This is a genomic window from Wenyingzhuangia sp. IMCC45467 (assembly GCF_054111205.1).
Genome location: NZ_CM134196.1, coordinates 2,162,743 through 2,187,811 on the forward strand (window position 1 = coordinate 2,162,743; position 25,069 = coordinate 2,187,811).

The 25,069-nt window shown below is 31.1% G+C and carries 23 protein-coding genes; 11 read left to right on the forward strand and 12 right to left on the reverse strand.

Features of this window, described 5'->3' with window-relative positions; genetic code table 11:
• Positions 1-20 precede the first annotated feature (20 nt).
• Entirely contained in the window at positions 21-947 is a 927-nt protein-coding gene (locus ACXGQT_RS09285) for a malate dehydrogenase (RefSeq protein ID WP_457828319.1), read from the forward strand.
• Between the two features lie 296 nt (positions 948-1,243).
• The gene (gene mqo / locus ACXGQT_RS09290) at positions 1,244-2,599 is read left to right on the forward strand and encodes a malate dehydrogenase (quinone) (RefSeq protein WP_457828320.1); all 1,356 of its coding nucleotides are present in this window, start codon (positions 1,244-1,246) and stop codon (positions 2,597-2,599) included.
• A gap of 61 nt (positions 2,600-2,660) precedes the next feature.
• Here mqo and ACXGQT_RS09295 read toward each other — a convergent pair whose 3' ends face one another.
• From ACXGQT_RS09295 to trkA, 5 genes are read right to left on the reverse strand one after another with little or no spacing between them, the layout of a single operon-like run.
• Positions 2,661-2,840: a CPXCG motif-containing cysteine-rich protein gene (locus ACXGQT_RS09295; RefSeq protein WP_457828321.1), complete on the reverse strand. Its 180-nt coding sequence runs from the start codon at positions 2,838-2,840 to the stop codon at positions 2,661-2,663.
• Position 2,841: 1 nt separating this feature from the next.
• Complete coding sequence (locus ACXGQT_RS09300) at positions 2,842-3,720, reverse strand: hypothetical protein (protein WP_457828322.1); 879 nt, start codon at positions 3,718-3,720, stop codon at positions 2,842-2,844.
• The gene (locus ACXGQT_RS09305; RefSeq protein WP_457828323.1) at positions 3,710-4,138 is read right to left on the reverse strand and encodes a hypothetical protein; all 429 of its coding nucleotides are present in this window, start codon (positions 4,136-4,138) and stop codon (positions 3,710-3,712) included. The genes ACXGQT_RS09300 and ACXGQT_RS09305 overlap by 11 nt, the downstream gene beginning before the upstream one ends.
• Before the next feature lie 45 nt (positions 4,139-4,183).
• Positions 4,184-5,683 carry a TrkH family potassium uptake protein gene (locus ACXGQT_RS09310; RefSeq protein WP_457828324.1) on the reverse strand — a complete coding sequence of 500 codons (1,500 nt, stop codon included), beginning with the start codon at positions 5,681-5,683 and terminating at the stop codon, positions 4,184-4,186.
• 3 nt (positions 5,684-5,686) lie between these two features.
• The gene (gene trkA, locus ACXGQT_RS09315; protein WP_457828325.1) at positions 5,687-7,033 is read right to left on the reverse strand and encodes a Trk system potassium transporter TrkA; all 1,347 of its coding nucleotides are present in this window, start codon (positions 7,031-7,033) and stop codon (positions 5,687-5,689) included.
• 64 nt (positions 7,034-7,097) lie between these two features.
• Between trkA and radC the strand changes: the two genes are divergently transcribed.
• Genes radC through ACXGQT_RS09330 form a run of 3 tightly spaced genes read left to right on the forward strand, consistent with a single transcriptional unit; the run spans position 7,098 to position 9,977 of the window.
• Positions 7,098-7,796 (forward strand): RadC family protein, encoded by a 699-nt coding sequence (gene radC / locus ACXGQT_RS09320; protein WP_457828326.1) that lies wholly within the window; start codon positions 7,098-7,100, stop codon positions 7,794-7,796.
• Between the two features lie 4 nt (positions 7,797-7,800).
• The gene (locus ACXGQT_RS09325; protein ID WP_457828327.1) at positions 7,801-9,117 is read left to right on the forward strand and encodes a polysaccharide deacetylase family protein; all 1,317 of its coding nucleotides are present in this window, start codon (positions 7,801-7,803) and stop codon (positions 9,115-9,117) included.
• Positions 9,114-9,977 carry a hypothetical protein gene (locus tag ACXGQT_RS09330; RefSeq protein ID WP_457828328.1) on the forward strand — a complete coding sequence of 288 codons (864 nt, stop codon included), beginning with the start codon at positions 9,114-9,116 and terminating at the stop codon, positions 9,975-9,977. The genes ACXGQT_RS09325 and ACXGQT_RS09330 overlap by 4 nt, the downstream gene beginning before the upstream one ends.
• Here the strand turns inward: ACXGQT_RS09330 and ACXGQT_RS09335 are convergent, their stop codons facing one another.
• From ACXGQT_RS09335 to ACXGQT_RS09345, 3 genes are read right to left on the reverse strand one after another with little or no spacing between them, the layout of a single operon-like run.
• Positions 9,978-11,165 (reverse strand): lipopolysaccharide biosynthesis protein, encoded by a 1,188-nt coding sequence (locus ACXGQT_RS09335; protein WP_457828329.1) that lies wholly within the window; start codon positions 11,163-11,165, stop codon positions 9,978-9,980.
• Entirely contained in the window at positions 11,162-12,295 is a 1,134-nt protein-coding gene (locus ACXGQT_RS09340; RefSeq protein WP_457828330.1) for a glycosyltransferase, read from the reverse strand. Before ACXGQT_RS09340 ends, ACXGQT_RS09335 begins: the two co-directional genes overlap by 4 nt.
• Positions 12,296-12,298: 3 nt before the next feature.
• Positions 12,299-13,576 (reverse strand): replication-associated recombination protein A, encoded by a 1,278-nt coding sequence (locus tag ACXGQT_RS09345; protein WP_457828331.1) that lies wholly within the window; start codon positions 13,574-13,576, stop codon positions 12,299-12,301.
• 137 nt (positions 13,577-13,713) lie between these two features.
• Here ACXGQT_RS09345 and ACXGQT_RS09350 point away from each other — a divergent pair, with 137 nt between their 5' ends.
• Positions 13,714-14,139 carry an OsmC family protein gene (locus tag ACXGQT_RS09350; protein WP_457828332.1) on the forward strand — a complete coding sequence of 142 codons (426 nt, stop codon included), beginning with the start codon at positions 13,714-13,716 and terminating at the stop codon, positions 14,137-14,139.
• Between the two features lie 106 nt (positions 14,140-14,245).
• On the opposite strand, the gene ACXGQT_RS09355 is transcribed toward ACXGQT_RS09350, so the two are convergent.
• From ACXGQT_RS09355 to ACXGQT_RS09365, 3 genes are all read right to left on the reverse strand, one after another.
• Positions 14,246-14,821, reverse strand: coding sequence for a phosphatase PAP2 family protein (locus tag ACXGQT_RS09355; protein ID WP_457828333.1), 576 nt, complete (start codon positions 14,819-14,821; stop codon positions 14,246-14,248).
• Positions 14,821-15,093: a Sec-independent protein translocase subunit TatA/TatB gene (locus tag ACXGQT_RS09360; protein ID WP_302885103.1), complete on the reverse strand. Its 273-nt coding sequence runs from the start codon at positions 15,091-15,093 to the stop codon at positions 14,821-14,823. Before ACXGQT_RS09360 ends, ACXGQT_RS09355 begins: the two co-directional genes overlap by 1 nt.
• 113 nt (positions 15,094-15,206) lie before the next feature.
• The gene (locus ACXGQT_RS09365) at positions 15,207-16,370 is read right to left on the reverse strand and encodes a 2-isopropylmalate synthase (protein WP_457828334.1); all 1,164 of its coding nucleotides are present in this window, start codon (positions 16,368-16,370) and stop codon (positions 15,207-15,209) included.
• 213 nt (positions 16,371-16,583) lie between these two features.
• Between ACXGQT_RS09365 and ACXGQT_RS09370 the strand changes: the two genes are divergently transcribed.
• The 5 genes from ACXGQT_RS09370 to ACXGQT_RS09390 all read left to right on the forward strand — a co-directional run bounded on the left by ACXGQT_RS09370 (position 16,584) and on the right by ACXGQT_RS09390 (position 23,056).
• Positions 16,584-18,128, forward strand: a complete 1,545-nt coding sequence (locus ACXGQT_RS09370) for a hypothetical protein (RefSeq protein WP_457828335.1) — start codon at positions 16,584-16,586, stop codon at positions 18,126-18,128.
• Positions 18,125-18,919, forward strand: a complete 795-nt coding sequence (gene truA, locus ACXGQT_RS09375) for a tRNA pseudouridine(38-40) synthase TruA (protein WP_457828336.1) — start codon at positions 18,125-18,127, stop codon at positions 18,917-18,919. Before ACXGQT_RS09370 ends, truA begins: the two co-directional genes overlap by 4 nt.
• Positions 18,920-19,063: 144 nt before the next feature.
• Positions 19,064-20,224 (forward strand): Na+/H+ antiporter NhaA, encoded by a 1,161-nt coding sequence (nhaA, locus tag ACXGQT_RS09380; RefSeq protein WP_457828337.1) that lies wholly within the window; start codon positions 19,064-19,066, stop codon positions 20,222-20,224.
• A gap of 124 nt (positions 20,225-20,348) precedes the next feature.
• Positions 20,349-20,618, forward strand: coding sequence for a 30S ribosomal protein S15 (rpsO, locus tag ACXGQT_RS09385; protein WP_457828338.1), 270 nt, complete (start codon positions 20,349-20,351; stop codon positions 20,616-20,618).
• 206 nt (positions 20,619-20,824) lie between these two features.
• Entirely contained in the window at positions 20,825-23,056 is a 2,232-nt protein-coding gene (locus ACXGQT_RS09390; RefSeq protein WP_457828339.1) for a polyribonucleotide nucleotidyltransferase, read from the forward strand.
• A gap of 72 nt (positions 23,057-23,128) precedes the next feature.
• On the opposite strand, the gene ACXGQT_RS09395 is transcribed toward ACXGQT_RS09390, so the two are convergent.
• Entirely contained in the window at positions 23,129-25,063 is a 1,935-nt protein-coding gene (locus ACXGQT_RS09395) for an OmpA family protein (RefSeq protein WP_457828340.1), read from the reverse strand.
• Between the last annotated feature and the right edge of the window lie 6 nt (positions 25,064-25,069).

Genomic DNA, 25,069 nt, shown 5'->3' on the forward strand with positions numbered 1-25,069 from the left:
CACACTAAAAATAATATAAAATGAAAGTAACTGTAGTTGGAGCTGGTGCCGTTGGAGCATCATGCGCAGAATACATCGCTATTAAAAATTTTGCATCAGAAGTTGTTATTGTAGACATTAAAGAAAACTTTGCCGAGGGAAAAGCCATGGATTTAATGCAAACAGCTTCTTTAAACGGTTTTGATACTAAAATTATAGGCTCTACAAATGATTATTCTAAATCCGCTGGATCTGATGTTGCAGTTATTACTTCGGGTATTCCAAGAAAACCAGGAATGACAAGAGAAGAGTTAATTGGTATTAATGCTGGAATTGTAAAACAAGTTTCTGAAAGCCTAATTAAATACTCACCTAACGTTATTATTATTGTAGTATCTAACCCTATGGACACTATGACATATTTAGCTCACAAAGCAACAGGATTACCTAAAAATAAAATTATTGGAATGGGTGGAGCCTTAGACTCTGGACGTTTTAAATATCGTTTAGCCGAAGCTTTAGAAGCTCCTTTATCTGATGTTGATGGAATGGTTATTGGAGGACATTCTGATACAGGAATGATTCCTTTAACTCGTTACGCTACTCGTAACTCTATTCCGGTAACTCAATTTCTATCAAATGAAAGGTTAGAAGAAGTTGCCCAAGCTACCATGGTTGGTGGAGCTACCTTAACAAAAATGTTAGGAACTTCTGCATGGTATGCACCTGGTGCAGCTGTCTCTGCCATGGTACAAGCCATTGCTACTGATGCTAAAAAAATATTTCCTTGTTCTGCATATTTAGAAGGAGAATACGGCCAGTCAGATATTTGCATAGGGGTTCCTTGTGTATTAGGAGCTAACGGTATAGAAAAAATTGTTGATATTGATTTAAATGAAGCAGAATCTACAAAATTTGCAGCCTCTGCCGATGCCGTTAGAAAAACAAACGGATTGTTAGAAATTTAAATAACACTAAATGAGCTCGAAATTTTATCGAGCTCATTTTTTTTTACACAATCAAAGCAACATAACTAGTAACTTATTTGTTATGTGAAATTAAACAGATCACAAATAAACACTCCTTCTAACTATAATCTTCACTTAAAATTAATAAATTGGGATTTTTTTAACAAAAATACTCAGTTGTTTAATTTTTATATTCTTGTCTAAATATCACTATCTTAAGCAAAATCTTACACATTTATGTTATTATAATCTATTACCTTTGTAGCGATCAAAAAAATAACAAATAAATTTCCATAATGTCTAAGAATACAACCATAAAACATGCTGATTTTGTATTGATTGGTGGAGGAATTATGAGTGCCACTTTGGCTATATTACTTTACGAAAAGTTTCCCGGTAAAAAAATTACCATTATTGAAAAACTTCCTAAAATGGCAGAAGAAAGTTCTGAAGCCTGGAACAATGCAGGAACAGGACATGCAGGTAATTGTGAGTTAAACTACACACCTGAAAAAAATGGAACCATAGATCCTACTAAAGCCTTAAAAACAGCTAAACAATTTTATGACACCTTAGAGTTTTGGAAAGATTGTGCAGAAAAAGGATACATTCAAAATATTAAAAAATGTATTTCCTCCGTACCTCACATTAGTTTTGTTCAAGGAAAAAAAGATGTTGATTTTTTAGAAAAAAGATGGAATGTTTTAAAAGAAACTGAATTCTTTAAAGATATGGTTTTTTCTAAAGACCGAGATCAAATAAAAGAATGGCTACCCTTAATGATGGAAGGACGTAGCAAAAAATCTAATGTTGCTGCCACTTACATGAAAGATGGTTATGATGTTAACTTTGGAGAAATTGCTGAACAAATTTTCCGCTACCTATCTAAACAACCAAATGTAGAATTAATTAACGACAGCAATGTTCTTAACCTACAAAAAACAGACAACAAACGTTGGCTATTAAGTGTTAAAGGGCAAAATGTTGGTAGACATTGGAAAATTGTATCTAACTATGTATTTATTGGTGCTGGTGGGGGTGCATTATCATTATTAGAAAAATCTGGAATTAGAGAAGCTAGAGGATATGGAGGGTTCCCTATTAGTGGACTATGGCTACGCTGTACCAACCCAGAAATTATTGACAGACATGAAGCTAAAGTATATGGTAAAGCAAAAAAAGGAGCTCCACCAATGTCTGTTCCTCATATGGACACTAGAATGATTAACGGTAGAAAAGAATTATTATTTGGACCTTATGCAGGTTTCACTACTAAATTCTTAAAGCACGGTTCTCACTTTGACTTACCAAAATCAGTAGAATTTGATAATATTATGAGCCTGTTGGGAGCTGGATATCACAACTTACCTCTTGTTGGATATTTGGTTAAACAAGTAAAATTAAAATTTGAAGATAGAATGGAAATGTTACGTGAGTTCTATCCTGATGCTAAAGATGAAGATTGGAAAGTTGTGGTTGCTGGACAACGTGTACAAATTATTAAAAAACACAAAAGAAGTGGAAAGCTTGAATTTGGAACAGAAATTATTGTTGCCAAAGACAAATCTATAGCTGCTTTACTAGGAGCTTCTCCAGGAGCTTCAACATCATATTCTGTTATGCAAGATGTTATGACTAAATGTTTTGGATAAAGAAACTTTCTCAATAATAAAAAAATCCCAAAAAACACTATATGTATTTTTTGGGATTTTTTTATTGACCAATAACTTTTGCTTCAAACATCAAAAGCTCTTCTCCACTCCATTCAGTTTTTATTTCTATAGGATTGCAACAAACTTCACAATCTTGAATATAGGTTTCACTTATTGAAAACTCTAAAACCATACTAATGTTTTCCCAGCAATAAGGACAAGTGAAAAAATACTCTAACATCTTAAACTACTTTAGCTTTAAATTTAGTAAAATTAAGATGAAATACTAAATGATAAGGAAACAATAATATTAAAACAACTACCGGTGCTATACTAAAGATAACATTGTTGCAAAAAGTATTAAATAAATGAAAAGAAATAATTACAATCATTACTAGAGTAGCATATTTTCTATTAAAAACAGCTAACACAGCTGTTAATTGAACTAAAAACACTAAAACGGTTGCTACCTCCCATATATAAGGAATTCCATAAAGCTTCATCATAAACTCTGAAACAGAATTTCCTAAATCCATTTTACCTACAATCGCATTTAATTCCACAGCATCTTCATGCAACCAACTAACCTTATCTAACTCTCCTTTATAAATAGTAAACATTAAAGATGCAAACTTCCAAAAACCAGCCATAGAATAGGTAACTAAAACCCCTAACAAGGAAATCTTTACAACATTGACATCATAAATAGTTATTTTTCTATCTAAGTTAAAATAATTGGGTATTATAATTGAAAACAAATGTGTTAAAACAAATATATGCCCAGCATGAGAAACTGTACCATAATTCCATTTTACAGCATTTAACCACAATACCATAAAAAATATAAATATTGAACATATAATTTTTTTAAACAAAAAATTATAGACACAAAGTGCAAACACAACAATAACAACACTATAAAAAAACCATGCAGATGCCAACTTAGGCATAAATATTTTTTGAAACCCCCAAATTGGCTGATACAAAACATTTGGTCGCTGACTAATTATACTATAATCATAAGCCACAGAACAAAGCCATCCAACAGTAAAAATAATTAATAAGCGATATGCAATAGCATAATTATATACCCACAGTATATTTTCATCATTATTTTTCATTTGTAGAAAATATAATTTTAGTAAAACTCTTATAATCTTTTTTATACAAATCAAGAGGATTAAATTCTTCTTCTACAATAAAATATTCATCATAATTAATCTCAAGTGAGTTTGTAAAAGCTTCTAATCTATCTATATAGTGCTTTTTAGGATGTTCACCTATTAAAATACTTTGAGATTCCTTTACAAGAAAACAATAGTAATCATCTTTATCAAACAAACGGTATCCATTATTTTCAATTCTAACGGTATCAGATGCTTCAGTAACCCCATACAAGCGATAATATTTATATGTATATTCCCACCCTGCAGGTTTTGTATATAATTTCCAGTAAAAAAAAGGATAAAACTCTTTGCCTCCCTTCATCTCATTAATAAATGACAAACAAGACATTATTACCGTAAAAAGTAATAACATTAATTGAAATTTATATTTTCTTTTAACTCCCATTACAAAACAACCTTAATTACTTTTCCAAAAATAAGGAGTTAGTACAATTAAAACTGTAAACAATTCTAAACGACCTATCAGCATTAAAAAAGAACAAAATACTTTAGCTATATCTGATAAATGGGCATAATTATCTACAGGACCTAGTCTCCCTAATCCTGGCCCAATATTTCCTAAACAAGAAGCAGCAGCTCCAATAGCAGAGTTAAAATCTAATCCCAAAAGTGTTAACACAACCGTACTTAGAATAAAAATCAACATATAAATAACAAAGAAAGATAGAATATTAAATATAATCACTCTAGAAACTCTATCGCCGTTATATCTTACCGAAATAATTGCTTTGGGATGCAATTGTTTTTTTAATTCTAAAATGGAATTTTTAATCATAATTACATGTCTCACCACCTTAACCCCACCACTAGTAGAACCTGCTGACCCTCCAATAAAAAATAAAGAAAAAATCAAGGCAGTAGCCAAAGAATTCCACATGGTGTAATCAGCAGTTACAAATCCTGTTGTAGTCAAAACACTTACTACTTGAAAAGCTGCATGTCTAAAAGCACTCTCTACTCTTCCCCATATCATTGGATGTTGAATACTAGTAAACAAAGTAGGATCTTGAAAACCTACAATTAATACTGTAATTGTAACTGTTACCAAAAGTGTTAACACAAAATAATACCTAAACTCTTCGTTTTTAAAAATTTTTAGTGTTTTTCCTTTTAAAGCATAGTAACTCAATACAAAATTAGCCCCTGACACAAACATAAATCCAATTATAATGTACTGAATAAAAGGGTTATGATTCCAATAAGCAATACTGGCGTTTTTAGTTGAAAATCCTCCTGTACTCAATGTTGCCATGGCATGATTGATTGCATCAAACCAACTCATTCCCGCAATTTTTAACAAAAGAAATTCAGACATTGTTAAGCTAAAATATATCAACCATAAACGCTTTGCTGTTTGCGTTATTCTTGGATGAAGTTTATCTGTAGAAGGACCAGGAGCTTCGGCAACAAAAAGCTGCATTCCTCCAATTCCCAACAAGGGTAAAATAGCAACGGTTAGTACAATAATTCCCATTCCACCAATCCAATGTGTAGCACTTCTCCAAAACAACACTCCTTTGGGCACACTTTCTATATCGGTTAAAATAGAAGCACCTGTAGTAGAATAACCTGAAATGGTTTCAAAAATAGCATCAGGAAAAGAAGTAATTGTTCCTGTCATTAAATAAGGTAATGTTCCTGTAAAAGTTAACATTAACCACCCAGAAGTTACAATTAAGTACCCTTCTCTTTTTTGAATATCTTTATTCGCTTTTCTATTAAAAAACCAAAGTACAAACCCCAAAGCGATGGTTAACAACCCTGCCGATAGGATTCCGTAACTAGCCTGCTCATGATGATACCAACTAAAAGGCTCTGAAAGCAACATAAAAAAACCATTCATCATTGAGGTCAACCCTAAAAAACTTAAAATGATTTTATAATTTAATCCTCTCATGCCTTAATTGTTAAAAAACTTTTCTACTTGTGGAATGGCATCTGGTAAGCAAAAAACCAAAGCCCTATCACCTGGTTGGATTATAAAATCTCCAAAAGTCATTAGAGCTTTTCCTGCTCTTACCACCCCTCCTAAAACTGTATTTTCTGGTAAGTTTAAATCTTTTATTTTACGTTCAGTAATCTTTGTGTTTCTTCTTACAAAAAACTCCAACACCTCAGCCTCTACATTGTGTAAATTAGCTAAAGCCAACACTCTACCTTTACGAACATGTCTAAAAATAACACTTGCAGCTAGTATTTTTTTATTAATTAAAGTATCTACACCAATGGTTTGAGAAATATCCATATAATTCATATTCTCTACCAAAGCAATGGTTTTTTTAACCCCTCTAGATTTGGCAACCAAACTAGTCATAATATTAGTTTCAGAATTCCCTGTTACTGCTATAAAAGCATCCATGTTATTTAAAGATTCTTCTTCTAACAATTCAATATCTCTTCCGTCACCATTAATGACTAAAGTGTTTTTTAACTCATCAGATAGTTCAAAACACTTTTCTCTATCTTGCTCAATAACTTTTACTCTAAGATTTTTGTGGCAAAGTCTACGAGCCATCTTTCTACCAATTCTACCTCCACCAATAATCATTACATCTTTAATTCCTATTTTTTGAACGTCAACCAATAAGTGAATTTTATCTAAACTTTCTCTAGGGACAGAAAAATATACTTGATCATTCGCTTCAAAAACAGTATCTCCTTTAGGAATAACGATGTTAGATGAATGCTCTCTTTTTACTGCAATTACTACAAAATCGAAAGCATATTTTAAATTTATTTCTTGTACAGATAAACCCACAATGGCAGATTCAGATGTTAATTTTGCACCTAAAACACTCAGCTCTCCTTTTTCGAATTCAAACTTATCATTAAAAGCTGTCTCTTTAATTAAAACCTCAATTTCTTTGGCAGCCAATTCTTCAGGAGAAATCATATAATCTATTCCTACATCAGAAAAATTAATCTCTTTGGTTGTTAAATATTCTGTGTTAGATATTCTAGCAATGGTCTTTTTAACACCTAAAGTTTTACCAATTCCTGCAATAGTTAAATTAGTATTTTGAGACTCTGTTACTGCCACCAACAAATCAGCATCGCTAATTCCAACCTCTTTTAAAACAGCTATAGATGCTGCATCACCTTTTTTAGTAAAGACATCAATATGGGTGTTTAAATGATTTAGTCTTTGTGTGTTCTGGTCAATCACATATATATCATGTGACTCCATTGACAATAGTTTAGCCAAATGGTAGCCGATTTCGCCCGCACCAGCAATAATGATTTTCATAGGTTAGAATAGTTTGCTACAAATATATTATATTTAGTTAGCATCTGTTAATAAATATAAAGCTATGAAAAACAGTACTAAATCGCTAACGATTAAAGAGTGGAATGAAGAAGACAGGCCTAGAGAAAAATTAATTTTAAAAGGAGTAAACTCCTTATCTAATGCAGAGTTAATTGCTATTTTAATTGGTTCGGGAAACAGAACCGATTCAGCTGTAGAATTATCAAAGAAAATATTAAATAGGTTTAACAACAACTTAAATCAACTAGCAAAAGCAGGTATACACGAATTACAAAAATTTAATGGTATTGGAGAGGCCAAAGCTATTAGTATTGTTACTGCTTTGGAAGTAGGAAAACGAAGACGTTTGGCCGAAGCTTTATCTGTTCCTAAAATTACTTGTAGTAAAGATGCTTATGAAATTTTTCAGCCTATTATAGGTGACATTCCCCATGAAGAGTTTTGGATTTTACACCTTAACAACAGTAATAAAGTAATAGAAAAGCAATTGATTAGCAAAGGTGGATTGACTGGTACTTTAGTTGATTTAAGAATTGTATTTAAAAAAAGTTTAGAACTATTGTCTACCGCCATGATTTTAGGACACAATCACCCATCTGAAAAAACACAACCTAGTTTAGCAGACAAACAATTAACCTCTAAAATTAAAAATGCTGCTGCCACATTAGATATAAAAGTATTAGACCATTTAATAGTCACTCAAAAAGCTTATTTTAGCTTTGCAGACGAGGGAATTTTATAAACTTATGGCAGACGAATTATTAATATACACACAAAAAACAACTCCTAGAGTAAGTTATATTTTTAAGCATATTTTTGTTCGTATTCTTAATATCCCTATCAAATTCACCTCAAAAATTGAAGAATTTGTAGCTCACGATGACTTAAAAATGAGTTATGGAAAATCGCCATTAGGAAGCGAATTTTTTATTCAAAGTCATGGCCTTTTGTTTGAACAAGGAATTAATGACATAGAAATTAACGTATCGCAATGGGACAGTACTCCTTGTTTTTTTGGTACAGGAAAAAAATCTACCATTCCTTTTGATATTTTTGCTGCAAGTTTTTACTTATTAAGCAGGTACGAAGAATATTTACCATGTGTTTTAGATGAAAACGATTGTTTTCCTGCCGAAGAAAGTATTGCTTTTAAACACAATTTTTTAGACAAACCTATTATTGATGTTTGGGCTTATAAATTACTAAAAGCTCTAAAAGATCAATATCCTGAATTTGAACATGTTTCTAACCAATACAAGTACATTTCTACCTTTAGCGTTAATCAAACTTTTTTATATAGAGGAAAAGGAATTATTAGAACCATTATTGGAGGGTTTCATGATTTATTTACCATTAAATTATATGCTGTTTGGGTTAGAATTGCAACCTTATTAACTATTAAAACTGATCCGTACGATACATTTGATAAAATTATTTATCTCCAAAAAAAATACAACGTTAAAACCATTTTCTTTTTTCTTTTAAGTAATTACACAACCTACGACAACAATATTGCTTATACCAAAAGAAAATATCACCTGCTTATAAAATCTATTGCCGATCATGCTCGTGTAGGGTTGCTTAGCTCATATTTTACCATGGAAGATGAAGATAGTTTAATAAAGGAAACAAATAGATTAGAAAAAATAATTAACACTCCCACAAAACTATCAAGACAACATTATGGTAGAAACAAACTACCCGATACGTATCATAAATTAATTGATTTAGATATTCAGGAAGACTACACCATGGGCTATCCAAAACACATGGGATTTAAAGCCAGTACTTGTACTCCTTTTTATTTTTATGATTTAGATTTTGAGATTCAGACCCCTCTAAAAGTATTTCCTTATGCTTTTAACGATACTGTTTTACGTTTTGAAATGCAATTAAGTCCAAAACAAGCTTTAATGAGAATTAATCATATTGCTAATTTGGTAAAGCAAGTTAACGGAACCTTAATTTCTATTTTTCACAACGACTGTTTGTCAAATTTTGAGGAGTGGAAATACTGGGATAATTTTTACGAAGATGTTTTAAAGTGTGTAAAGGAATCATGATTCGTTATTTTAAAAGAAAAGATTTAGATATTATAAAATATAATGCCTGTATTCAAAACGCAGTAAATTCAAGAATTTATGCCTTGAGTTATTATTTGGATATTGTGGCAGACAATTGGGATGCATTGGTACTTGACGACTACAAAGCAGTTATGCCATTGCCTTGGAGAAGTAAATATTATATTAAATATATTTATCCACCTTGTTGGACTCAACAATTAGGTGTTTTTTCTACTCAAAAGTTTAGCACAACATTGGTTGATGAATTTCTTAAAAGCATTCCTAAAAAGTTTTTAAAAACAACTCTTCAACTAAACAGTCACTGTAATTCTAATTTGTTTTCTAACAAAAATAACTTTACACTAGCTTTAAGTCAACCTTATCAACACCTCCACAAAAACTACAGAAAAGATAGAAAGGACAGGTTAAAAAAATTCTTAAAAACCGAATTTAAAATAGAAAAAAACGTATCTATTAATGATGTGATTACAATCTTTAAAGAAAATTATAAAGAAGAACTAAACATTAATTCATCTGATTATTTAAAACTTAAAAAATTAGCTTTAGAAAAAAAACTAAATCCAATGATTATTGGAGTATCTAACGAAAACCATAATCTTGTTTCTGGCTCCTTATTTTTTAAGGATAAACATCGAATTTACTATGTTTTTTCAGCCAACAATAAAGAAGGCAATAAAATACAAGGAAATACCGCTATTTTAAATTTTGTTATACAATCCTATTCAAACACAAATTACACTTTAGACTTTGAAGGTTCAATGCACCCAGGAATTGCTTCTTTCTTTAAAAGTTTTGGAAGTGAGTTGGAGACTTATTACTTGTATGCTAAGAAGTTTTAATTACTTTTTTTTATCTGCCAAGTAAAACCCAAATAAAGTTAGAGAAGACCCCAAGTAGCCTAAAAGCATTGCCGAAACCACTCCAATCATTCCAAACTTAGGAGTTAAAAAATAAGCAGCTGTAATCATCAATAAAAAACCAACCAATGACTTTAGGTTATTTATTTGATATTTTCCTCTACCTGAAAAATAATGTCCCCAAACATTAGAAACCGCAATCATTAAAACCCCAGGACAAAGAATCCATATAATTTCCTGAATATTAGAAAGGTCTTTTTTTATTATTAAACTTAAAAATTCTTTTGGTACTACTACTAACAACAAAACAGCCCCTAAAGTCATTACAAATGATAAAATTGCGCTTTTATTGGTAATTATCCTTTGCTTTAATTTATCTGTAGTATTTAAAATTTTTGAATATTGATTAACGGTAATACTTCTAGAAATAATCCAAAGTGATTCTGCTACAGAAACAGCTACAGAAAACCACCCAAGCTCTACAGATCCTAATTGATAAAAAACCACGTAAAAGAGTAACCTATAATTAAAAAACTGAATAAAGGAACTCAACTCAGTACCCATTCCATATTTAAAAACTTCTTTAGATTTTATTTCAATCTTTCTTACATCGTGATAAACAATTTTAAAAACAAACATCGTAGAAACAACTAAACTCAACCCCAATGCAATATAAAGAGCTGTTAAAAAAACCGTTAACGATTCTATTTTAAATGCATAAAAACCAACCAAAAGAACCAACAATCTTAAAAAAGGATCTAAAACAAAAACAATATTATACTCTTTTATTTTTTCTTTCCCTATCAAAATCATTTGATTCATTGTAATCAACCCCGTAAGCAATGAAATTGGAAACAAATGTTTTTGTAAATACTCCCTGTGTAAAAAGCTTAAAACAACTCCCATTGCTAATGAAATCATTAAAACCCACAATAATCCTGTTTTCACTAAAGGCTTAATATTGGTTTTAGGCACATGATATGAAACCGTGCTATTTGCAAGTACACTTGTAACCATAGAAATTAACATAATATCCGTTAAAAAAAGACTTATTTTACCTCTTCCATCAGCCCCCAATACATTTAATGTTAAAAAAACAACAGCCATGTTAATAACCGCAACACCACCTCTTACAACTAAGGTTTGAAATATGTTTTTACTTATTTTCACCCTTTTATTTTTTTAATAAAACCAAACAAATCTTCTTCTATATGTTCCCACAAATAACCCTTTTCAATTTCTTTTACTGCTTTTTTTGATGTTTGTTTGTAAAAATCTGGTTGATCTATAAATTTTTGAAGATAAAAACCTATTTCATCAATATCATCAGGAAGTAATAACTTACAAAAATCCGCTTGAACATATCCCTTTTTAATAGCCTTTAGACTGCTATAAACCACAGGTATTCCACATGCATTATAATGAAAAACCTTGATAGGTAAACATCTAGTATTTTCAAAATCATTATCTCTTAAATCCAAAGCAACATCAAACACAACAATTGCATTGCTAAACCTATCAAAAGACACCTTATTATGAATCTCTACTTTTAATAGCGGGTATTTTTGTAGCAGCTCTTTAAAAAAAAGTTTATCATGTTCAGAATATGCCTCTCCAATCAAGATTAGTACAATATCTATATTAGGATTATTTTTCCTTAAAAAATCAGCAACTTTAAAAACCCTATGCAACCCTTTTTCTTGACTAAACTTACCTGTATAACCAATTTTAAAAACACCTTTGGTTAGTGTTTTTTCTTTTAGTGTTACGTACTTTTTCTTGGTATAATACGAAATAATTTTTTTAGATTTTAAAGGAAAAAGAACATCGTATAATTTTTTCTTATAATATTCCCCAACTATAAAACCATCTACAAAACAGGAAGCATATATGTTAAAAAAAAACAAAACCAATCCTTTTATAATTTTGCTTACAAAAGACAAACCCTGTAAATTCTTTTTTGAAGGATACCATTCTGTAACATCGTAAATAATTTTGCAAGAATATTCCTTCTTGTACTTTTTAGCTGCTATAATAGGCAAGGGCTCTGCACAAATAACAACCTTTGGTTTTAACAAAACTAACTGCTGATAAAACCAATTGATTTTATCTTTTTTTGATAGATTACTACCATTAACAGTATATCCGTTCTTTATTTTGTTTTCAGTAACTCCATAAGACGAACAAACACTAACCTCACAACCTTTTGTCTCTAAAGTTTCTTTGATATGATAATAAATCCTATCATCATTTACATAATGACTAGAAGTTAAGTAAGTAACTTTTATACTAGTTTCCATTACCTACTTCTTTTCATATTTATCACCCCACCTATCTTTCATCACTTTTCTAAATTCATTTTCACGAGCATTTACCCCAGGACTGTATAATGATAGTCCTTTTAACTCCTCTGGTAAAAATTCTTGATCCACAAAATTACCTGGATAAGCATGAGCATATTTATATTCTTTACCATAGTTCATGTCCTTCATTAGTTTGGTAGGGGCATTTCTTAAATGCAAAGGAACGGGTAAATCTCCTGTTTGTTTAACAACTTGTATGGCTTTGTTAATAGCCTCGTAACTTGTGTTACTTTTTGCCGAATTTGCCAAATAAATAGCACATTGACTTAATAAAATTCTAGCTTCTGGATACCCAATAGTTGTTACTGCCTGAAATGTATTGGTTGCCATAATTAAAGCTGTTGGGTTCGCATTACCAATATCTTCTGATGCCGATATTAACATTCTACGAGCAATAAACTTTACATCTTCTCCACCTTCTACCATCCTTGCCAGCCAATATACCGCTCCGTTAGGATCAGACCCTCTGATGGATTTTATAAACGCTGAAACAATATCGTAATGCTGTTCTCCTGTCTTGTCATATCGTACTACATTTCGTTGTACTTTTTCTAAAACCAAATCATTGGTAATTTCAACTCCTTCTTCCTCAGAAGCGACTATCAACTCAAAAACATTTAGCAGTTTTCTAGCATCACCGCTAGACACTTGTAACAAGGCATCAATTTCTTTTAAAACCACCTTCTTTTTAGCAATTACCTCATCTTTTTCCATGGCTCTTTGCAGCAAAGCCTCCATATCACTCTTATCAAACGGGTTTAGAATATAAACTTGGCAACGAGACAGCAAAGCCGGAATCACTTCAAAACTCGGATTTTCGGTAGTAGCTCCAATCAACGTTACCCAACCTTTTTCTACAGCTGCTAACAAAGAATCTTGTTGAGACTTACTAAATCTATGAATCTCATCAATAAACAAAATAGGATTTTTTGTTGTAAACAAACCTCCACTTTGCTTGGCTTTATCTATTACCTCTCTAACATCTTTTACTCCCGAATTAATCGCACTTAAAGTAAAAAAAGGTCGTTTAGAGGTTTCTGCAATAATATTAGCCAACGTTGTTTTTCCAATTCCTGGAGGTCCCCATAAAATTAATGAGGGTATTATACCTTTATTGATATGATTGGTTAACACTCCTGTTTTTCCTACAAGGTGTTGCTGACTGATATAATCTTCTAATGTTTTAGGACGAATGCGTTCTGCCAAAGGTTGATTCATATTGTAAATATACGAGTTACAACTAGCAATTAACAATTGATGATTGGCAATTATTTTTAACTTTTAAACTGCTTTCATGCTACTTTTCAATACGTCAATTACTTTACTTATTTTTGACCTCATAAAAATACAGAAACATGGCAACACAAAAAATAAGTTTAAATTGGAAAGAAGGGGTACATTTTGAATCTGAAGGACCAGGAGGAATGATTCCTATTGATGGTTCCGAAGAAGTAGGTGGACAAGGAAAAGGGTTAAGGCCAAAAGCATTAATGTTATCTGCTTTAGCGGGTTGTTCTGGAATTGATGTAGCCTCTTTAATAAAAAAAATGCGTATTGATGTAGATACTTTTGATATTGATGTGGAAGCAGAATTAACAGAAGAACATCCTAAATTCTACCACAAAGTATGGGTAAACTTTAATTTTTACGGAGATAATTTAAACGAAAAGAAAATAGAAAAAGCAGTTACTTTATCTGTGGACACTTATTGTGGTGTGATGGAAATGTTTAGACAATTTGCTACTGTGGAAACTAATATTAATTATTTTCCTAAGAAATAATACATCCCAACTACGCTAGATGGTCTAAATATTCATAAACCATATTAGTAGTCAATAACTTATAACAAAACAAAACGGGAAGCTAAAAGCTTCCCGTTTTGTTTTGTTATAGATTTTTATCAAACCATTTATTCATTAAATATTTCGCTAGTTTTAAATATAAAATAGCTTCTATAACTCCTAAAGTATATCCACATAAAATATCAGCAGGATAATGTTTCCCCATGTATATTCTACTATAAGCAAAAAGTAATGGATAAATGTAAAATAAAATTGTCCATTTAAATTTATCCTTAAACAATAAGTATACAAGAGTAGTTACTGCCATAGAAGTGGTTGCGTGTCCTGAGACAAAGCTAAAACTTTTTGAACATTTTAAGATCCTAATCTGTTCCATGACTCCAACTTGCCAACAAGGTCTTGGTCTTTCAAAAGTATGCTTGATGATATTTACCAAAACATCAGACAAACCAGCCATAATACAAATAAACAAGAACATAAATAATCCTTGTCTCCAAGTAAAGTTTTTTATTAGTAAAAAAAGCCAAAAAAGAAAAAGAGGAATCCAATTTAAAGGCTTGGTAATTGCCAACCAAAAAGCATCATAAGGTTCACTCCCAAATTGGTTAAAATATATCAACAATTGTTCATCTGCATGAATAACGGCATCTATAAAACTCATTACTTCATTCGTTTTATAGGCCCTGTAAAGTCATCAATACTAGATTTCACATCATCAACGGCATCTTTTACATCTTTGGTTACATCTAAATCTAACCCATTTTTTGTAGCAGAAGTATTGATTTCTCTTTTGATATCATTTGTAGCATTTTTAACCTGATTGATTCCTTTGGCCAACCCTCTTGCTATTTCAGGAATTTTATCTGCACCAAAAAGCATTACTACAAGTAGCAAAATGATAAAAACTTCTGGACCTCCAATAAATAAAAACATATAGTTCAAATTTTGTGTTACAAAGATAGTAGGAATAAATGACTTTTTATGAATTTATAATGCCACAAAAAAAGGTCTCAAAAATGAGACCTTTTTAAAAACTAACTTTACAATTAGCTTAGTTTTATTTGGTTTTGTTCCATTAAAATATGGATATCTTCATCAATTACTTCTTTTTTAGTATCTGCATAATCTAAAAACTTAGGATACACAGCATCTAACTCTAACTTAGTCAATTCATAACCTACATTTTTAGCTCTGTATGCTAAGGCTGCTCTACCACTACGCGCTGTTAACACAATAGCAGATTCTGTAACTCCAACATCGGCAGGATCCATAATTTCGTAAGTTTCTCTGTTTTTAATCACTCCATCTTGATGAATTCCTGATGAGTGAGCAAAGGCATTAGAACCAACTACAGCTTTGTTTGCTTGTACAAACATTCCCATATGCTCTTGTACCATTTGAGAAGTACTATATAAAAGTTTAGTATTTACTCCTGTGTCTAAATTTAAGTCTGGGTGTTGCTTCATAATCATCACCACTTCTTCTAGTGATGTATTTCCTGCTCTTTCTCCAATACCATTAATAGTACACTCAATTTGACGAGCTCCATTAATAGCTCCTTCAATAGAGTTTGCAGTTGCCAAACCTAAATCGTTATGACAGTGACAAGACAATACTGCCTTTTCAATCCCTTTAACATTTTCTTTTAAATATTTAATTTTTGCTCCATATTCGTGAGGCAAACAATAACCTGTAGTATCAGGAATGTTTAGTACTGTTGCTCCAGCTTTAATAACTGCCTCGCAAACTCTTGCTAAATATTCATTATCAGTACGTCCTGCATCCTCAGCGTAAAACTCAACATCTTGCACAAAAGTTTTAGCAAACTTAACCGCTGCTACGGCTCTTTCTATAATGGCATCTCTGTTAGAGTTAAACTTAAATTTAATATGAGAATCAGAAGTACCAATTCCTGTATGAATTCTTGGTCTAATAGCATGCTTTAAAGCTTCTGCAGCAACTTTAATATCATTTTCTACAGAACGAGTTAATCCACAGACTGTTGCATTTTTCACCAATCTAGCAATCGCATCTACAGATTTAAAATCTCCTGGACTAGAAACTGGAAAACCTGCTTCAATGATATCTACTCCTAATAAATCTAAACGCTCTGCAATAATTAGTTTTTGCTCTGTGTTTAGTTTACATCCTGGAACTTGCTCTCCATCTCTAAGAGTAGTATCAAATATCTGTACGTGATCCTTAGCCATTTTAGTTGTCTTTTTTACTTTAAGCAAACAAAAATAAGGTTCTCATAAGGCGGGCAAAATCCCTATTAAATAACCTTTCCCTAAGCCAAAACACGCATTAAACCACAAACCCTAACAAAAACAAGGGAATACAAGCCATAAGTTTACGACATCCAACGCTTAAAATCTGAATATTTTTGTATTTTTGAGATGTCTAACACGGTAAACATCAACATGAAAAAAGAAAAAAAAGACCCATTATTTTCTCTTATCAAATCATTAAGTAAGTCTGAAAAAAGACAATTTAAATTATATGCCGGTAGATTAGAAGGAAATACCCAATCCAACTTTATGGCTCTATTTGTCCTTATGGATAAATTAACCGTATACAATGAAAAACTAATTCTTGTAAAAACAGGGATTAAAAAACAACAAATTTCTAATACTAAGGCTCATTTATACAGGCAAATTTTAATTAGTTTAAGATTGAGTCCTATACACCAAAACAGCATTACACACATTAGAGAACAAATAGATTTTGCTACCATTTTATACACCAAAGGCTTATACAAACAAAGTTTACGTTTGTTAGACAAAACAAAATGTGTAGCTGTTAACAAAGAACAATTTAACCTTGCTTATGAAATTATTGAGTTAGAAAAAGTAATTGAATCACAATACATTACCCGAAGTATGAGTGATCGTGCAGATACTTTAGCTGTTGAAGCTAAAAACATTAACCAAAAAAATGTAATAACCTCTAAATTATCTAACCTATCTCTGCAATTATATAGTTGGTTTTTAAAACACGGGTATGCTAGAAATGATAAAGACACCCATACTGTAGAGAAGTATTACAAAGATAGAATTCCTAAATACGTTTTTTCAGAATTAGGATTTACTAGTAAAATGTATTTGTATCAGGCCAATTTATGGCAAGGATTTATTACACAAGATTTTTTATCCTGTTACCGTAATTCTCAAAAACTAGTACAGCTTTTTCATGATTTGCCAGACATGAAAAAACTACATCCTGTATTTTATCTAAAAGCTGTTAATTATTTATTAGAATCTCTTTTTTACCTGCAAAAGAAAGATAAGTTTCAGGAAATTTTAGATGATTTAACCAAAGAGATTAACGAAGAGAAAATATTCTCCTCAGAAAACACCCAAAACCTATGTTTTCTATACCTATATCAACATAAAATAAATTCTTTTTATCTAACAGGAGAATTTGTAAAAGGAACTGAATTTGTAAAAGATGTATTGATTGAATTAGAAAAAACCGACAAAAAAATTGATGCCCATCACGTTATGTTATTTTACTACAAAATAGCTTGTATGTATTTTGGTGCAGGAGATTATGAGCGCTGTATTTTTTACTTAAACAAGATTATTAAAAACAAAGACTTAAAAATGCGTGAAGATTTACTTTGTTACACGCGTGTTTTAAATTTAGTAGCACATTACGAATCTGGTGATGATGAATACATTGAAGAGTTAATTAAATCTACCTACAAGTTTTTACTAAAAATGAACAACTTATATGAGGTGCAACGAAAAATGATTAAATTCCTTAGAAACTTAAGCAACTTGTACCCTCATGAATTAAGAAAAGCATTTAAAGAACTGTATGAAGAATTAAAGGTCTACGAAGACCACCCGTATGAAAAACGTTCTTTCTTATACCTTGATATTTTGTCTTGGCTAGAATCTAATATTAAAGGAGTACCTGTAGAAGATATTGTAAAGCAAAAAATTTTAAAATCTAGACATTGAAATACTTAGACGATCATTATTATTTAGTTCAACTACAATATTTAGGATTTAGATTGCATGGCTGGCAAGAACAACCAAAAGTTAAAACCGTTCAAGGAATTATTAACAAAACTTTTAGATTTATTTTTAAACACGATGCGTTTAAAATTTTAGCTTCTGGTAGAACAGATGCTATGGTATCTGCTAACGATGCTTATTTTCACTTAACCACCAAACAATTTTATGATCTTGATTGGATCCTAGAAAACCTAAACAAAAACCTGCCTCAAGACATTAGAATTTTAAACATTCAAAAAGTAGATGCTAATTTTAACATCTTAGAAAACGGAAAGTTAAAGGAATATCATTATTTATTTTCGCATGGTCAAAGAAACCATCCTTTTTGTGCCCCTATATTAACAGGTAAATTACAGCCTCTAAACATTGACCTGATGCAAAAAGGAGCTAAATTATTTGAGGGAAATCATAATTTTAAAAAATACACAGTTAGAGCCTCTGAAAAAACACAATTTAATCGTGAAGTTATTTCATCAGAAATTATAAAAAACAACATCTATACAGCTAATTTTTTTCCTAAAGAGAGTTTTATCTACAAAGTAATAGGACCTGGATTTATGCGTTATCAAATTAGAATGATGATGGGACAATTATTCTTATTAGGAGCTGAAGAAATTAAATTATCTGATATTCAAAACTCTTTAAGCAATTGGAATGACAATAAAAAACTAACTGAAATTGCTCCCGCAAGCGGATTAATTTTGCATAAAAACATATTAAAGAATCATCTTTAATTTTTTTACTAGTACTAACACCATTTCCTTCTCCGTAATAACACCTATTTTACCTAATTATCAATAAATTAAGCATACTTCTATGTTTTGCTTTTGTACTTTCGGGGTTCATATCTTTAAAATATTCACCCCAAGAATCAACAAATGAAAATTACAAAACTTTACAAAGAATTTTTTAATAGTGAAAAAACTAGTGGACTTATTCTTATCATCTGTACTATTATATCCTTAAGCATTGCTAATTCAAATTTAGGAGAAGTCTATAATGAATTTTGGAATATTCAATTTGCCAATCATAGTATTACCCATTGGATTAATGACGGATTAATGACTATTTTCTTTTTGTTAATAGGACTAGAACTTGAACGAGAAATATATCACGGAGAACTTTCTAACATAAAAGATGCTTTACTCCCTATTTTTGCTGCTTTAGGAGGAATTATTGTACCCGCTGGTATTTATATCTTTTTAAATTATGGCACCTCAACACAATCTGGTGCAGGAATTCCCATGGCAACAGATATTGCCTTTGCTTTGGGAATATTATCATTGCTAGGAAACAAAGTGCCAACCTCATTAAAAATATTTTTAACCGCCTTAGCTGTGATAGATGATTTAGGAGCCATTTTAATTATTGCCGTTTTTTACACAAAAACCATCTTTTGGACCAACTTAATTATTGCTTTGGCAATTTTTGGTTTGTTATTAATATTTAACAAAATGAAAATCAAAAACATCATAATCTATATTATAGGAGGTATAGCTATGTGGTATTTTATGTTAAATTCAGGAGTACATGCAACAATTACTGGTGTTTTATTAGCTTTTGCTATTCCTTATAGAGATGGCGGAAAAAACTCTACATCATACAGACTACAACATTTTTTACACAAACCTGTTGCTTTTTTAATCTTACCTGTATTCGCTTTAGCAAACACTTCTATTATGATAGACAGTAATATTGGTGAAATTTTATCACAAAACTACAGCTTAGGAATTGCTTTTGGTTTGGTAATAGGAAAACCATTAGGTATTTTTCTTCTAACATTTATTGCTGTTACACTAGGGTTTTGTAAACTCCCAAACGATTTAAGCTGGAAATCTATCATAAGTGTTAGCTTTTTAGGAGGTATTGGTTTTACGATGTCTATCTTTATTACTTTACTTGCTTTTGATAATGTAGACATTATTAACAAAGCTAAATTTGTTATTCTAACCGCATCATTACTGGCTGGACTTATTGGTTACATTAGTTTAAAACTAATATTGCTTAAAGAACATAAGGAAGAACTTTTAGATAAATAACAAACTGTTTTACAGACATATATTTTTTACATAAAAATATTAAACTAAAACAAAAAACATGTATATTTGCCGTCCGATTACCAAGGAGGTAATCCGCATAATAATCATTTACAAAAATATTAGCATGTATTTAACACAAGAGAAAAAAGCGGAAATTTTCGCTAAACACGGAAAATCAGCAACTGACACTGGTTCTGCTGAAGGACAAATTGCATTATTCACTTACAGAATTGCACATTTAACAGGACACTTAAAAGCTAACAAAAAAGACTATAACACTCAACGTTCATTAGTAAAGTTAGTTGGTAAGCGTAGAGCTTTATTAGATTACTTAACAAAAGTAGATGTCTTAAGATATCGTGCAATTGTTAAAGAATTAGGATTAAGAAAATAATTCAACATATAAAAAGAGGCTTAATCGCCTCTTTTTTTTATTTTAGACACTTCGCTAGGATTTAATCCTAGTGTCACAAAATAAGAGGTCAGAGCATAGACTCTGAGTCCATTGTTAACAAAAAAACCCTACAACAACACAACATTTTTGTTAAACAATAACCGTTGAAATTTCTTATTTATTTCAACATTTAAAACATTTTATTTATGATACCTAAGGTATTTAAAGAAGTTATCGAATTAGGAGATGGGAGAACCGTATCTATCGAAACTGGAAAATTAGCAAAACAAGCTCATGGTAGCGTTGTTGTGCAAATGGGTAACGCTATGTTACTATGTACCGTAGTTTCTAACTACAAACAATCAGATGTAGACTTTTTACCATTAACAGTAGATTACCGTGAAAAATTTGCGGCTGCAGGTAAATATCCTGGAGGTTTCTTTAAAAGAGAAGCTAGACCAAGTGATGATGAAGTATTAACCATGCGTTTAATAGACCGTGTATTACGTCCTTTATTCCCTAAAGATTACCACGCAGAAACTCAGGTAATGATTCAATTAATGTCTCATGACCCTGAAGTTATGCCAGATGCATTAGCAGGATTAGGTGCTTCTGCAGCAATTCAATTATCAGACATTCCTTTTGAAACTCCAATTTCAGAAGCTCGTGTAGGTAGAATTAACGGAGAATTCGTAATCAACCCAACTAGAGCACAATTGGCGGAATCTGACATCGATATGATGATTGGTGCTTCTGCTGATTCTGTAATGATGGTTGAAGGAGAAATGGATGAGATTTCTGAAGAAGAAATGGCTGATGCCATTAAATTTGCTCACGAAGCGATTAAAGTACAATGTGCTGCCCAAGTTAAATTAGCAGAAGCATTTGGAAAGAAAGAAACTCGTGAATACGCTCAAGCTGAAGAAAACGAAGAATTAGCTGCACGTATCAAAGAATTAACTTACGATAAATGTTACGCTATTGCTGCGAAAGGAACTTCTAAGGTTGAAAGAACTGATGCTTTTGAAGCTGTTAAGGAAGAAGTTTTAGCTACATTTTCTGATGAAGAAAAAGAGGAGTATGGAGATTTAATTGGAAAATACTTTAACAAATCTCAAAAAGAAGCTGTTCGTGAATTAACATTGGCAGAAGGTTTACGTTTAGATGGTCGTAAGACTACTGAAATTAGACCAATTTGGGGAGAGGTAGATTATTTACCTTCTACTCACGGATCTTCTATTTTTACACGTGGAGAAACACAAGCTTTAGCAACTGTAACTTTAGGAACATCTAGAGATGCAAATATTATTGACTCACCTACTCACGAAGGAGAAGAAAAATTCTATTTACATTACAACTTCCCTCCATTCTGTACTGGTGAAGCTAGACCTTTAAGAGGTACTTCTCGTAGAGAAGTTGGACATGGAAACTTAGCACAAAGAGCATTAAAAGGAATGATTCCTGTTGAATGCCCTTACACCGTAAGAGTTGTTTCAGAAGTATTAGAATCTAACGGTTCTTCTTCTATGGCTACTGTTTGTGCAGGTACTATGGCTTTAATGGATGCTGGAGTTCAAATTACAAAACCAGTTTCTGGTATTGCAATGGGATTGATTTCTGATGGTAGTCGTTACGCTGTATTGTCTGATATTTTAGGTGATGAAGATCACTTAGGAGATATGGACTTTAAAGTAACTGGTACTGCTGATGGTATTACTGCTTGTCAAATGGATATTAAAGTAAAAGGATTGTCTTACGAAATTTTAGTAAATGCTTTAAAGCAAGCTAGAGAAGGACGTTTACATATTTTAGGAAAAATTACAGAAGTAATTGAAACTCCTAACGCTGATGTAAAAGCACACTCTCCTAAAATGATTACTAGAGTAATTCCTAACGATTATATTGGTGCATTAATTGGACCTGGAGGTAAAAACATTCAAGAATTACAAAAAGAAACAGGATGTACTATTGTAATTAATGAAGACCCTAAAACAACTGAAGGAATTGTTGAAATTTTAGGAACTAACCAAGAAGGAATAGACAAAGTATTAGCTAATATTGAGTCTATGTTATTCAAACCTGAAGTAGGTGAAAAATACGAAGTAAAAGTAATTAAAATGTTAGATTTTGGAGCAGTAGTAGAATATACTCAAGCACCAGGAAACGAAGTTTTATTACACGTAAGTGAATTGGCTTGGGAACGTACAGAAAATGTTACGGATGTAGTAAACATGGGTGATGTATTCGAAGTAAAATACTTTGGTAAAGATCCTAAAACTCGTAAAGAAAAAGTTTCTAGAAAAGCTTTATTACCAAAACCTGAAGGTTTTAAACCAAGACCTCCAAGAGAAAACAATGACCGTGGTGGACGTGACAACAGAGGGAAAGATAATCGTAGAGACGATAGAAAACCTAGAGAAGAAAAAAAAGCTGAATAAGTTTTTTCTAAACAAACAAAAAGCACCTCAAACGAGGTGCTTTTTACTTATATACTTTTAGTGTACAATTCTCTATTCTTCAATAATTATAAAGTCTGTTCTTCTGTTTTGTTCATGTTCTTGGTCAGTACAATTTACCCCATCACTACAATCATTTATAAGTTTTGTTTCTCCAAATCCTTTTGCAGAAAGAATTCTACTAGCCTGTATACCTTTGGTTAAAAGATATTTATTTACTGATTTTGCTCTTTTATCAGACAATTTTAAATTATAATTTTTACTTCCTCTAGCATCGGTATGTGCTTCAAGTTTGATTTTGGTATCAGGATATTTTAACAAAAAATCTATAGCAAATTTTAATTGTTTTTCAGCAATTGGAGTAATATCTGCTTTATCATATTCAAAATAAACAGGCTCTAAATTTATTTTAATATTTCCATACTTATCTTCTACCAACTCTTTTTCTAAATAAAAGTTTTTATCAATAGGATTGACGTCATTTAAAGTAGTTAAATCTATCTCTGCAACATCATTTACATGTCCTTCTTTAGATGCTTTCAACATATATTTACTGTCAATAGGCAACAATAAATCATAAGCACCTAAAGCATCTGTTTTTATATTTTCTATTTTATTTCCTTGAGCATCAACCACATCAATCAATGCATTTTGCAGTGGCAACATTGTTTTTTTCTCTTTGGCATATCCACTTATTTTTACTTTTTTTAAAGTGATGTTTTTTACAAAATAATAAATATCGTCTTCTCCTTTTCCTCCTTTTCTATTGGATGATAAATACCCTGTTTGTTGCTCACTGCTTGTGGTTGCTACTTGATAATAAAAATCATCATCTATAGAATTTATTTCCATCCCCATATTTTTAGGCAATTCAAATCCTTTTGGTAAAATGTTAGATTGATAAACATCTAAACCTCCATTTCCTATAAAAATATTAGATGAAAAATAAAGTACTCCATCATGTATTACAGGAAACATTTCATTGGCTATGGTATTTATTTTAGGACCTAAATTAATAGGTTCTGAAGTAATTAAACCTCCTTTTAAATTGACATAGTAAATATCTGTACCTCCATAACCACCTGGTTTGTCAGACACAAAATACAAACGCTCCATTTGTTCATCATAATAAGGTTGACCATAAGAATACCCATCTATTTTAGCTGGATAATGATATTCTTCTCTAATTTTTTTCTGATCATCTATAAACCCGTAAAGAATTCTGAAAGTATTTTTATTGTTCACAAAAATCAACCCTTTTTTACTCTCAACAGATTCAGTATAAAAAAACCTACGATACTTATCATCATAAGCAGGGGAAGAAAAATGTAAATTATCTTCCTTTTGATATCTCTTAATAGCCACAGTATCTATTTCTCCATTAGCCATTATTTTGGACTGATACATATGAATAAATTCCTGATTAATGGATTTGTATATTTTACTATATCCATTATTTTCTCTGGTAGAAGAAAACATTACGCTTTGGTCTGGAAACAAACAAACACTAAAATCTGAAAATGCAGTATTTACATTCATATTTTTTAACTGATAGGATGTTTCTGTTTTAGAAAAAACTGGCTCTTTTTCATTATTCATACGATAGCGTTGTTGAATTTCATCAGAAAACAAACTTAATTCACTCGCAATGGCATCATCTACAACAGCTTTTTTATATACTCCCCTTTTTAAAGACTGAATGTATCTATTAAAATCTTCTAAACTTAACTCTTGTTTTTGATAAAAATAAGTTCTGTATTTTTCGGCAGCAGACTTAAACTCATTCATATAATAATAACTATTAGCTAAGTTGAGCAATTGTTTAGGTGCTAGATCCTGTTTTTTATCTAACTCTAAATATTCTTTAATTGCTACTTTATAATTCATTCTTAAAAAAGCCTTATCTGCTCTTTTTTGAGTAGCTGTTTGTGCATACATAAAATGTATACAACTAAGCGATAGACATAAAATTAATACGTTCTTTATCATAATTTA